Below are 12,248 nucleotides of genomic sequence, written 5' to 3'. Positions count from 1 at the left end.
CCGAATTGCTGCACGAACCGGTCATGTGCACTGATACGCAGCTTCGTGAATGTTGACACACATCGGCGACTTGAAGAGACCAGCGTGTTGCGACACAAGAGGCGCACGCAAGGACGGTCATGGCGACTCTCGGATTCGCACTATAATTGCGCTGTCAAGACCACCTAAAGCAGAGCTATCAAAATCTTCACATTCCCGCCATTACGTGTATGTTGCCATGGTTGTGAGGCGGATTTTACATTATCGTCATTACTTCCAGATTATTTTGTGTGTACCCAGTATGTTGGATCGTCCTATGTCCGTGTTTTCAGGTGAGCCTTACCAGCCAAAAACCTTGCGTGATGCCGCTTTTGTTAAATCGCGTGCAGTGAAGGATGCAGTTGATCGACTCTCGGTCATCGCCAACGACATGGAACACCTTGTTGTTTCCGATGCTGTTGCGCGGACCCTGGAATTGCAGCGCAGCATCCCACAGATTGGGACGCGTATCTCGATCGTTGGTCAAGTGAAGGCAGGTAAAACTGCCTTGACGAATGCGCTGATCGGGCGTCCGGGGCTTTTGCCGTCAGATGTAAACCCATGGACTTCGGTCATCACGTCCCTGCATGTGAATGCGCCATCACCCGTAAAAACAGGCGTCGTGTTCCAGTTTTTCGACAAAGGCGAATGGGACAGAATGACAGAAATGGGCGGCAGGCTGGGCGAAATGGCGGGCCGCACCAACTTTGACCGCGAAGCGGAAGACATGCGCGATCAGGTGCGCGCATTGAAATCGCACGCCCAGAAACGTCTGGGCGCAAATTTCAGCCTTCTGTTGGGAAATCAGCACCGTTTTTCAGAGTTCGATTCCGCATTGATCAACCGTTACGTTTGTATGGGTGACGATAGTGACGACGCATCCAATGACAGCGGCCGTTTTGCAGACCTGACAAAATCCGCGATTTTGTACCTTGAGGATCCATCGTTCCCGATGCCTGTCGTGCTGTCAGATACGCCCGGCGTGAATGACCCGTTCCTTGTGCGCGAGGCTGTGACGCTTGATAACCTAGCAAATTCAGACATTTGCGTAATCGTACTAAGCGCGCATCAGGCCCTAAGCACGGTCGACATCGGGTTGATCAATATCATTATGGGCCTGCACCATAAGCAGATAGTCCTGTTTGTGAACCGAATCGATGAACTGGAGCATCCGGACGAGCAGATCGTTGAGATCGGCCATTATATCAGGCGCACCCTGCGGGACCGAAACATATCAGACCAGATACCGATCGTTTTCGGCAGTGCGAAATCAGGGTCCATCGACGAATCTGTTAGTCTGGAAGACGCGGCAGCCAGACCCGACATGTCCGGGATTCAACAGCTGCGTGAAACGCTCGATAAAAAATCGTCCGAAGACGTGACTTGGCCTGCGGTTGAAAGTTTTCGGGATGAATGTCTGGACTTGGTGAACGGGTCCGCGATTGTATTGGAAGAGGTGCTCAGTGAACGGGCCCCCTCTGGCATTGGCACTGATATCAGCGCGGTTTTCGTTCGCATGTCGGAAATTCGTACGAAATTGAACGCAGACTTTGATCGCTTGGCAAATAGTGCAATCGAAATGTCGTCCTACGCGATGTCAGGCGCATACCAGTCGTTTATTGTCAAAGAATCCCGCGAGCTGAAGAACGCGACCACCAAGGGCAAGGGGATTAAGACCTGGACACCCCAGACCGACGACCTGCGTCGTGAACTGATCGACGGCTATAACGGTTTTGCGAATAGTTTCACCGTACAGCTCAGCAAGATTATGCAAGAAGCTGTGGATAGTATTGTCGCGCTATATGCTGACATTTTGGGCCGGAACGAGGGCCTGTTTCCCGTCGTGGGTCCGGCCTTTGGTCGCCCGAAGACACCAGTTTTCTTGATGAAGACAATGACCATCGATCTTAGTGTTGGCTGGTTGGGGCGACTGACGTCACAACAACGCAAAGCCGCCAGCTATGTCGATAAATTCGAAAAGCTTGCCGCGGAAGAAATGTTGGCGACGATCGCCGAACTTAAGGAAACTTATCTTCAGGACTATGTCGCGACTGTGCGTTCAAAGTTGCAGGAATTCATAGACACGCATAGCGCCACAATGCGCAATATCAGCGCGCCCGAAACTAGTGCAGACGGTGCAAACAAACGCAAATCCTATGGCTTAGAAAGCGAAGTGCGCCAGCGGCTCGACGCTTTGCAATCCTTGCGCACTGCGTTGCAAGGTATTTCACGCGATCAGGCGAACCTATCCTTGGTAGGTTCACAGCATGGTTGATCCTGTAACCAATTCAGCCAAATCTATTATGTCGGATTGGTCCGCGCAAAAGCCATGTTTTGCGTTAATGGGCGAGTACAGCGTTGGAAAATCGTCGCTGCTGAATTTATTGTTGGGCACACGGCTTTTGCCAGCGCGGGTGACGGCAACCAGATTGCCGACCGTGTGGTTGACCTACGGCGAACACCGGAAGGTCGAGGCGCTTGAATACGACGGAACGCTATCTGCGATTGAGAATTTCGAAGGCGACTTTGACAATCTAAGCGAAAAGTTGGTCATTCGGTGTACACTGCCGTCCGACATCCTGCGCAACAAAGATATTATTGATACCCCGGGCATTTCAGACCCCAATCTTGCTGATGATATCGTCGGACTGATTGCACCCCATGTCGATTTTGTCGTTTGGTGCACGGCAGCAAGTCAGGCGTGGCGTCAAACTGAAAGCGCGGCTTGGGACAGCGTCCCATACCAGCTACAAGATAACAGCATACTTGCTGTGACACGCATTGACCTTGTTGCGAAGCAGAGCGACGTGAAGCGTATTCTGAAGCGGTGCGAGCGCGACGCAGGAAAATCGTTCCAGTCCATTTTACCGGTGTCGGCAAAAATCGCCCATAGCAAAAGCGCGGATAGTTGGCACGCGAGCGGCGCTGCGGCTCTGGTCGCAGCACTGGAAGCCCGCACCGCCGTTTCCGAGGCGCATCGCGCGGAACGCCTTGAACGGGAAGGCATTTCAAAGCCTTTCCGTGGAATGCCTTCAGCCGAAATCCCTAACGCCGTTGAACCGCAGATGCGCGGCGTTCAAAGCGGCGTGACAAAGGTTCCCGAAGACACAAAAATGACTTCAAATGACAGCCTTGGTGCCGCATTTAGTCAATCAAATAACACGTTTAGCGGTGATAAGCCGCAGCATGACGCCGATCAAAGCGTCGCCGCCGAAGTGTTATTGCCGCGTGTCAACAAGGATAAAGAATCACTTGCCGTAAACGATAGGCCCAAGGTAGCCGCGGCAAATGAAACCGAAACGCCGCGCGTTTCAAAAACAGAATTGAGATCCAAGACAATCTTGGTACCTCATGAAAACAAAGGGGAAACCTCCCCTGAGATATTAACTAGTAAGGAAGAAAATATGTCTATAGATATCACTGCACTCTCATCCATCGGTGGCTTTATCGGGGCTTGCCTTGTTGACAGCGAAACAGGCCTTATGATGGCGTCCGAAGGTGGCGGTTCGCTGGATCTAGAAGCTGCAGGCGCTGCGAACACAGAAGTTGTTAAGGCAAAACTGGCCGCGATCGAAATGCTGGGTCTTAACGACAGCATCGACGACATTCTGATCACACTGGGCAAGCAGTTTCACCTGATCCGCCCCTTGGAAAAGACACCAACAGTCTTCCTCTATGTTGCGCTTGACAAAAAAAGCGCCAACTTGGGTATGGCACGCGTACAAGTGAAGAACGTCGAAAAGACGCTTTCGCTCTGATACTACAATAACTGCGGCGCATATTTGCGCCGCAGTTTACGCCGCGCGTGTCTTTCTGCGCGGTACCGAATAATACGCGACCGCATACTTGGCCGGGCACATCAGGCCAGAGATTTTGGGTTGCGCACGTTTTACCGATTGCAAGGCAATCCAATCGGACTTGGGTGGGCGTACAGCGACCACCAGCCCCGCCTTATGCCGCGTCAAACGTCCGTCTAGTGCGCAAAGCAAAAAGAGCTGTTCACGAAGCTCTGGGTCGATGCACGATTAAAATCCCGCTCGTTATGCAGATTTTCCCGACAAGATGCGCGCGGCGATTCTGGACGCATTTGACACGATTCAGCCAACGCCAAATCCGCTAGGGATGCTGTGATTGGGTTTGATCCAATATCACTTCGGATTCAAAATCACGGAAAGGTGTCTGAAGGTAGCGCCTGTGAACAGGGTGTTTCTGGATTACCCCATCCGTTCAGACGCGTAAGAGCCGGGAGAGGCGGGGAAGACGACGGTTTTGTTGCCGTTAAGAAACACGCGGCCATGGATGTGGGCGTGGATGGCGCGCGAAAGAACTTGGGCTTCGACGTCGCGCCCCAGTGACACGTAGTCGTCGGGCGATTGGGCATGGGTGACGCGCGTGGTGTCTTGTTCGATGATCGGCCCTTCGTCAAGGTCGGCAGTCACATAGTGTGATGTGGCCCCGATCAGTTTCACGCCGCGCTCGAATGCTTGTTTATAGGGATTGGCGCCCTTGAACGACGGCAGGAAAGAGTGGTGGATGTTGATGATCCGCCCCGACATTTTATTGCACATGTCATCTGACAGGATTTGCATATACCGCGCCAGCACGATCAGCTCTGCGCCGGTGTCGTCGACAACCTGCATGATCCGGGCCTCGGCGTCGGGTTTGTTTTCTTTGGTGACTTTGATGCAGTGGAACGGGATATCATGGTTCACGACGACTTTTTGATAGTCCATATGGTTCGAGATAACCCCGACAATATCGATGGGCAGCGCGCCAATTTGCCAGCGGTAAAGCAGGTCATTCAGGCAATGTCCAAAGCGCGACACCATGATGATCACTTTGGGTTTGGCGGTTTCATCGAAAAATTCGGACGTCATGTTGAATTGGGCGGCGATCGGCGCAAAGCGGGCCTCGAGTTCGGCCAAGGTTACACCGGTTTCGGACCTGAAGCTGTTGCGCATGAAAAAGTTGCCGGTGTCGCTGTCGTCGAATTGCGAACTGTCGGTGATATTGCATCCTTGTTCGGCCAAAAACGTCGAGGTCGCGGCGACGATCCCACGGGTCGATTTGCATTGCACACGAAGGGCGAAATTGGTCATGGCGAAAACAGCTCCAGCTCGGTTGGACCGCATGTGGTCAGGTCTGTTGTGTGTGATAAGGCGGATCGGGGGGCGCTGACTATATCAAAGCGACGTCTGAGACACCGGAATAGACACTTCGGGATTTCCGATCCGACACAGCCGCCACGATCGTGGTCAGATGTCGTGCACCCGCACCGCGTCGCCACAGGTGGCCCGCGCAATATCCACCACATGCCGATGGTGTGTCAGATAGATAGCTTGCCCGCGCTGCCCGATCCGTGCGAGCATCTTGCAGGCGGCTTGTGTCCGCGTTTCATCAAAGGTTTCAAAGATGTCGTCGCAAAAGAACGGCAGGCAGGTGCCTTGGGTGGCAAGTTGTTCATAGGCCGCGGCCCGCAACGCAAGGTAAAGCTGGAACCGCGTTCCTTTGGACATGTCTTGCGCACGCTTTGCCTGACCGGACGCGCTGATCGCGATCAGCACTTCGTTGGCACCGTCGGGTTGGGTTTGCAGGTGGGTGTAGGCGCCGTCAGTCAATTCGGCAAAGGCGGTTTGTGTGGCCAGCATCATGCCGCTGCGGTGGGTGTCGCGGTAACGGCGGATCGCGTCTTCTGCCAACCGGTGTCCGGCGCGCAAGGACAGATAGCGCAGCGCCGTCTCCTGCATTTGCAATTCGATCGTTGCTTTGCGTTCGCTAAGGCGCGCGATGTCGGCATCGCCAGTCACCGCACGCAGGGCTGATTGCGCCGCCGCGCGTTCTGCGATGGCTTGTTGCCAGCCCGCCTGCGCCGTTTCAAGTTCAGCATTTATCTGCATGGCCTGCGCTTCAAGATCGGCGGCGCTGGTTTGCGCCAACTGGTCGCGCGCATCGGTGATGTCGGCAGTGTCCAGATGCCCGCAGATTTGTGTTTCCAAATCCTGTTTGGTGCGTCGCAGCGCCTGTGCAGTCTGGCTATGTTGGACAGCGGCCCGCAGATCAGACAGGGTGTTCGAGGGAATGTGCGCATCAAATGACTGGCCAAGCGTTTTCACCTTGCGATCAATATCGGCAAGCGTTTGTGCGGCCTGTGTGTGGGCGGTGGTCGCGGCGGTTAACTGTTGCGATAATTCCGTGTGTTTGCGCGTGTCGTCATCGGCCTGTTGTGCAAGATCGCGCAGTTGCGCGAATGTGGTCAACGGGTCGGATGCAGGCGTGCAGCCGACGTGATTGGCCAGTGCTGTGATGGCGTTCGTGAATTGCGCGATATCGTCTTGTATGGTTGCGACCCTGTGCACGGCTTTGGCGTGATCTTGGTCAAGGTCGCGCATGTCACGCAAGGGTTCCAGTGTCAGGTCAAGCTGTGCCGCGCTGACTGCACCCGCGAAATTTTCAGCGACCAATGCGGACCACGTTTCGTGCGCCGTGGTTGCTTGGGCGGTCAGCGCTTGATGGGCCTCGGTGCGCTTTGCATGGTCAGCATGCAGCGTATCCAAGGCACCTTGTTCGGATGCGAGCGCTTCGCGCAAGTCGCGCGCGGCGGCGTCACGTTGGCGGGCGTGGGCAACCAAGGTTTCGAAATCGGGACGATCCAGCGCGATATGCGCCGCCAACGCAGCGATCAAGCGATCCGATTTCTCAAGCACAGCACGGTACGATTGCCGCACCTGATCAAGGTTTCGGCTGGCGCGCTGGGCTGTGGCAAGATGTTGCACCCACTGCGCAAAGGCGGCGGGATGCAGCGAATGTGACAGCAGCGATGTGCGTGCCGCGTCCACCTGCGCGGCGACTGTCTGTTGGTCGCTCTCCAGCCGGTCCAACAGCGTTTGGGCGTGTTCGGCGCGGGCGCGCGTGGCCGCAACCGTCTGCGCCAGTTGCTGCATTTCGCCCACGTCATGCGCTTGCGCTAGACGCGCACGCATGGTGGCATCGACCTGCGCCATGGCAGTGGCAAAACGATCGGCCGATTGCACAGACAGCGCGCTGCGGTGCGCCTGCCACAACGCATCGCGTTCTGCCATGACCGTGGCGGCTGCTGCGTCGTCGATCAGACCGGACCCCGAGAGACGCTGGTTGATCTGTGCCTCTTGTGCGGCGACATCGCTGAACAGCTGATCGCGTGTATCACGGGCTTGGGCAATTTTACGCGCGAGGTCGTCATAATGCGCGGCAAGCTCTTGTGCCTCTGATGCGGTGACGGTGCAGGTTGGGGCGGTGTCGAATGTCTGCCCCTTGATCGTCAATTCGGCCAAAGCATCATCCAACTGGCGCTGGGCTGCGGCGATGGCCTGTTGTGCTGCGGCATGGGCCGGGGCAAGTTGGTCAACCGTGAAGGTTGCAAGGATGTCGCCGATAACAGTGTCGTCCGTGGGCTTCGCCTGCTTGCGATTGGCTTGCGCGGCGGCAATCCGTTCTTCCAGATTTGTGATTTCGGTGCGGGCGTCGGCGACTTTCTGGTCTGCCGCGCGTTTGTCCGCGCGGGCCTGCTCAAGGGCGGCCAGATTGATCTGCGATAGAACCAGCGCGGCGGGGGTATCTTGCATCCCGAATTGCGCGGCGGTCTGCTGCATTTGCATCTCTAATTGGCTGACCGTATCCAGCCGTCGCTGTAAATCCGCCTGTCCGGTGGAAAAGCGGCTGCGCACACCGTCCAAATCCGCCAGTCGATTGCCAAGATCCGGGTACGCGGGCTTGTCGGGAAGTGCGTCGCGAGCGGTCTGAAGGGCGGCTATTTCTGCGGTCAGTCGTATGTGATCGGCCTGTGCTTGGCTTTGGCTTGCCAGCATCTGCACAAGGTCTTCGGCAGAAGTATCGAGCGTTGACGGGTAATGCGCGATTGGGGCTAGATCGGCGTCGATCTGGTCCAGCTTTTGCAGCAGGGGCAGGCAGGTTTGCCGGACGTTAATCTGGGCCAGTTGTTGGGACAGCGCTGCGCGGGCGGTGCTTGCTTCGGCCTCGACTATGGCGGCATTATCCAAGGCCTTGCGCAGTTTGCGGTAGGCGGGCGCGGGAATGTCCTGGGCTTTTATCTGGCCGTCAACCTCGGTCCATGCGCGTTTCAATTGCGCCATTTCTGTTTTGGTGGCCGATTTTTTGTATAGCTCTTTGGCCTGCGCGTCGGCTTCGTCCAGTACCGCGCTTAGGTCGCTGACCCCGGCGGCGGCGGAAAACAACAGCCGGCCGATATCGCCTTTGCTGCTGGCGATTTCGTCGCCGCCTTTTTCGATCGTGTCGTCGTCAAGGCACAACAGATTGCGATAGTCGTCCAAAGCGAGCCCCGCCAAATGTGCCCCAATCGCGGTTTCGGGCAGGGGTGTGCCGCTGGCATCGACAAGTGATCCGGCGCGGGTGGGCAAGCGGGTGATGGTCAAATCACCGGTGCTGGTTTCAAGGATGCCCGACACCGATAGGTTTTTGCGTTGGTGCTGGAAATCATAGGGTTCGCGCTGGCTGAACCCGTAAAGCAGCCGCAGGTAGGCTTCCATGGTGGTGGTTTTACCTGCTTCGTTCGGGCCGTATATGATGTGAAAATCGGGTGCACCGGGGGTGACAACGCCAAAGTCATAGGACTTGCCTGCGAAATGACCAAACAGATCAAGGTTGAGTTGGCGCAGTCGCATTAATCAGACGCCCCTTTCATGCGGGCAAGCATCTGCGTCGCGCCTTGATGGGTGATCTGCTGGCTCAGCGTGTTCAGCGCTGCGGGATCGGGCAGCAGCGTGGCGCGTATATTGCCGGGCAGGTCTGACAGGATCGCGTCAACCTCGTCCTGCATGGTGGTGGTAAAGCCGGTTTCTGACTGGATGGCGGCCATGATACGCGCCAGTTCGTCGGTGGCCGTATGGGCTGCGTCACTTGCGGGGGCCTGCAGATCATAGCTGATCTTGTCGATCCAGATCCGGCCGGTGTCGCGCGCCAAGGTATGGATCGTTTCATCCCAAAGTGCCTGATCGCGCAGGATATGCCAGTGGCGGGCGGCCTGCCCGGTAAGCGCCAGCCGCACGATCCCCGCATCGTCGGTGACACCTTGCGCCAGATCGTGGACGGCTTGCCGCAGGTGGTTGCGCAGATCAGTGTCGGTTTCGATGCCCGTCACGTCAATGCTGTGCCGCGCAAAGGTGACTGCGGATGTCGGAACTTCGGCAATGGTGATCGCGCCTGCGTCGATGGTCAGCATGGTGGCGGACTGCGCACCTGCCTCGTTGATATCGCGGCCTTGGGGGATGCCCGGCATCACGATGTAGGGCGCTGTGCTGTAAATGCGGCGTGTGTGAATGTGGCCCAGCGCCCAATAGTCAAAGCCCGTTTTTGCAAGATCGGCAACGGAGCAGGGCGCATAGGTGTCATGCCCCGCAGCACCTGTAAGCGACGTGTGCAGCATGCCGATGTTCACGGCGTCTGGCACAGGCGCGCCAAATTTACCCAGCAGACTGTCAGGCGCGTGCCGCCCGCTAAAGCTGACGCCGTGGATCCAGACGTTGGTGTCCGCGATCTGGACCTTGCCGCCGCGACCGTCAAAGACGTGCACATGGGCGGGCAGATCAATTTCGCCTGTGATCGGGTTTTCGGCATCATGATTGCCTTTGATATAAAACACCGGAATTGCAGCATCCCCGAGCCGATCCAACTGCTGGATCAGGAAGGCCGCGGTTTTGGCGCTGCGCGCGGCCCCGTCAAACAGGTCACCCGCGATCAGAAGAGCGCTGACATTTTCGGACAGCGCGGCATCGACAATGCGGACCAACGCCGTACGGGTCGCGGTTTGCACCCTGTCGCGCATGTCTTCGTCGCGCAGCGCCAACGATTTCAGCGGCGAATCCAGATGAAGGTCGGCGGTGTGCAGAATGCGGATCAATGGCGGTCTCCTGTCGCAGCAACCTGCGCGGTTTTGCACCAAAGCGCAATCCGATCAGCCGAGGCGATACGCCTTTTGCGCGGTGCCGCCGAATATTGCAGCATCAGCCCCGGCAAGGTTCTGTGCCGTATCGTGCCAACGCCGGTAGTCGCAGGCGACTGTCACAACCGGCCAATCGCTGCCCCAGATCAATCGATTTGGACCAAAAATATTCAGCAGATGTCCGATATAGGGGGCAATTTGGCAGGGCGCCCAATTGATCTTGGCTTCGGTTACGAGACCCGACAGTTTGCAAAAGGCTTTGGTATTGGTGGCAATCTGGCTCATCTGGAACGCCCAAGCGTCAAAATTGTCGTTGGCGATGTCCGGTTTTGCGCCATGGTCAATCACCACGCGCAGATCGGGGTAACGCGCAATCAGGCGGTACAGGCTCGGTAAATGTTGCGGCTTAACCAATGCATCAAAGGTCAGGTCGTGGGCGATCATTGCGTTGAATGCCGGTTCAAGGTGTTGCGACAGCATCCAGCGGTCGTCAGCGATGTCCTGGATCATCGGTCGCAGCCCGACCAGTTTGCGGTTTTGAGCCAGTTGCGCAATTTGATCGGCGGCATCGGCGGCGTCAAAATCGACCCAGCCGACAACGCCAAGAATGAACGCGTGTTTATCCGCGAGGCCCAGCATGTACCGGGTTTCAGCCACCGTGGGTGCCGCCTGCACCAGAATGGTGCCGTCAATTTCGCAGGTGTCCAAATGGGGTTCCAGATCACCCGGCCGAAAGTCACGGTAGAGCAACGGCAGGTCGGGCGTCAGCCAGCCATAGTCGCCGCGCGCAATTTCCCAAAAATGTTGGTGGGCGTCGATCTTCATGTGCCGATGACACCTTTGGTCAGAATGATATTCCCATAAAGCCGGGTTTCGCCGGTTTGGATCACGGCAAAGGCTTTGGCAGAGCGCGCGTAGAAATCAAACCGTTCCAGCGATCCAATGGTGTGGTCAGGCATCAGCGATTGGAAATGGCCGACGATGTCAGGCACGGCGGTTGGGTCGTCCACGACTTGCATCGTGTGCGCAGGCGTCGGCACGAATGTATCGAGAGGCAGCAGTTCAAGGATCGCTTCCAAGGTGTCTGTGGCGCTGATCCCATCTAGGCGCAGACATTTGGGGCCCAGCCCTTGGGCCGGAAAATTTGCGTCTGCGATCACGATCTCATCGCCGTGGCCCATGGCGCGTAGCGTCCACAAAAGGTCGGGTGAAAGGATGGCAGGGATATTATACAGCACGTGCGGGTCCTTTTGGTAATGGGGCGTCTGCGCGGATCAATCCGGCAGATTTCAAATCCGACCATAGGCCGGCCGGGATAGGTGTTTCAAAGACGCTGACGTTGCTGCGGACCTCTGCGGGGCTGCGCGCGCCCGGGATCACGCTGCGGACCGCCGGGTGGCCCATAACGAACTGCAGCGCTGCCGCGATCAAAGGGACAGCGTGTGCGGCGCAAACTGTTTCGATCTGGCGTACCCGGTCCAAAACTGCCGAGCTGGCCGGGGCATAGTCATAACGCGCACCCGCGACGGCGCCGGTTGCCAGAATGCCCGAATTATACGGCCCGCCCAAAATAATGCCCACATCGCGTTTCACGCACAGCGGCAAAAACGTGTCCAACGCGTCCTGTTCCAGCAAGGTGTAGCGCCCGGCCAGCAGGAACCCGTCAAAATCCGCCTCGGAAAGCAGTTTTTCGCATATCTTCCAGTCGTTGACGCCTGCGCCGATGGCGCTGATATCGCCGTTGTCACGCAGTTCAGTCAGGGCGCGGTAACCACCGTGATCAAACAGGTCGCGCATGTGGGCATCTGACACCGCTTGGCCATGGGTGCCGGGGTCAATGTCGTGCAAGAGCAAAATATCGGGATGTGCGGGATGCATCCGGTTCAGGCTGGCGGCATAGCTGCGCATGATGCCATCATAGCTATAGTCGAAATGCACACGCCGCGATGGCACATTCACGAACATTTCCGGGGTGGCCTGATCGGGGGGGCAGTCTGTCAGAACGCGCCCGACCTTGGTTGAAATCGTGACGTCTTTGCGTGCGCTCAGCACGTTTCCCATCCGTGTTTCAGACAGCCCGAGTCCGTAAAATGGCGCGGTGTCGAAAAAGCGCACACCATTGTCCAGCGCTGTTGTTAAGGTTTCCGCGGCGTCTTCATCGGTCATCGCCGTATAAAGGTTCCCCAAGGGCGCGCCGCCAAAACCAAGCGCACTCAGCATGACGGGCTTTGGGGTGCGGCAGTTGAGCGGGGTCGTGGTATTTACGTGCATGTGT

General features: G+C 56.9%; 8 protein-coding genes and 1 pseudogene. 3 read left to right on the top strand and 6 right to left on the bottom strand.

Annotated elements, in window-relative coordinates; genetic code table 11:
• Window positions 1-295 precede the first annotated feature (295 nt).
• The 3 genes and pseudogenes from ACXJGX_RS04530 (at window position 296) to ACXJGX_RS04520 (ending at window position 3,776) form a co-directional block, all read left to right on the top strand.
• Window positions 296-2,293, top strand: a complete 1,998-nt coding sequence (locus ACXJGX_RS04530; RefSeq protein WP_474779045.1) for a dynamin family protein — start codon at window positions 296-298, stop codon at window positions 2,291-2,293.
• Window positions 2,286-2,729 (top strand): annotated as a pseudogene (locus ACXJGX_RS04525) (dynamin family protein); the annotation flags it as partial. The gene ACXJGX_RS04530 and the pseudogene ACXJGX_RS04525, both read left to right, overlap by 8 nt.
• Window positions 2,730-2,789: 60 nt before the next feature.
• Window positions 2,790-3,776 carry a hypothetical protein gene (locus tag ACXJGX_RS04520; RefSeq protein ID WP_474779206.1) on the top strand — a complete coding sequence of 329 codons (987 nt, stop codon included), beginning with the start codon at window positions 2,790-2,792 and terminating at the stop codon, window positions 3,774-3,776.
• Between the two features lie 456 nt (window positions 3,777-4,232).
• Here ACXJGX_RS04520 and purU read toward each other — a convergent pair whose 3' ends face one another.
• The 6 genes from purU to ACXJGX_RS04490 form a co-directional block, all read right to left on the bottom strand.
• Complete coding sequence (purU, locus tag ACXJGX_RS04515; RefSeq protein WP_474779043.1) at window positions 4,233-5,117, bottom strand: formyltetrahydrofolate deformylase; 885 nt, start codon at window positions 5,115-5,117, stop codon at window positions 4,233-4,235.
• A gap of 156 nt (window positions 5,118-5,273) precedes the next feature.
• Entirely contained in the window at window positions 5,274-8,696 is a 3,423-nt protein-coding gene (locus ACXJGX_RS04510) for an AAA family ATPase (protein ID WP_474779041.1), read from the bottom strand.
• Window positions 8,696-9,931, bottom strand: coding sequence for a metallophosphoesterase family protein (locus ACXJGX_RS04505; protein WP_474779039.1), 1,236 nt, complete (start codon window positions 9,929-9,931; stop codon window positions 8,696-8,698). The genes ACXJGX_RS04510 and ACXJGX_RS04505 overlap by 1 nt, the downstream gene beginning before the upstream one ends.
• Before the next feature lie 54 nt (window positions 9,932-9,985).
• Window positions 9,986-10,798: an amidohydrolase family protein gene (locus ACXJGX_RS04500; RefSeq protein WP_474779037.1), complete on the bottom strand. Its 813-nt coding sequence runs from the start codon at window positions 10,796-10,798 to the stop codon at window positions 9,986-9,988.
• Window positions 10,795-11,211 carry an RbsD/FucU family protein gene (locus ACXJGX_RS04495; protein ID WP_474779035.1) on the bottom strand — a complete coding sequence of 139 codons (417 nt, stop codon included), beginning with the start codon at window positions 11,209-11,211 and terminating at the stop codon, window positions 10,795-10,797. Before ACXJGX_RS04495 ends, ACXJGX_RS04500 begins: the two co-directional genes overlap by 4 nt.
• Window positions 11,201-12,244 (bottom strand): aldo/keto reductase, encoded by a 1,044-nt coding sequence (locus ACXJGX_RS04490; RefSeq protein ID WP_474779033.1) that lies wholly within the window; start codon window positions 12,242-12,244, stop codon window positions 11,201-11,203. Before ACXJGX_RS04490 ends, ACXJGX_RS04495 begins: the two co-directional genes overlap by 11 nt.
• Window positions 12,245-12,248: the final 4 nt, after the last annotated feature.

Source organism: Yoonia sp. SWMV100 (assembly GCF_056108365.1).
Note: the sequence above shows the minus strand (reverse complement) of the source record. Positions and strands in the feature narration are given on the sequence as shown.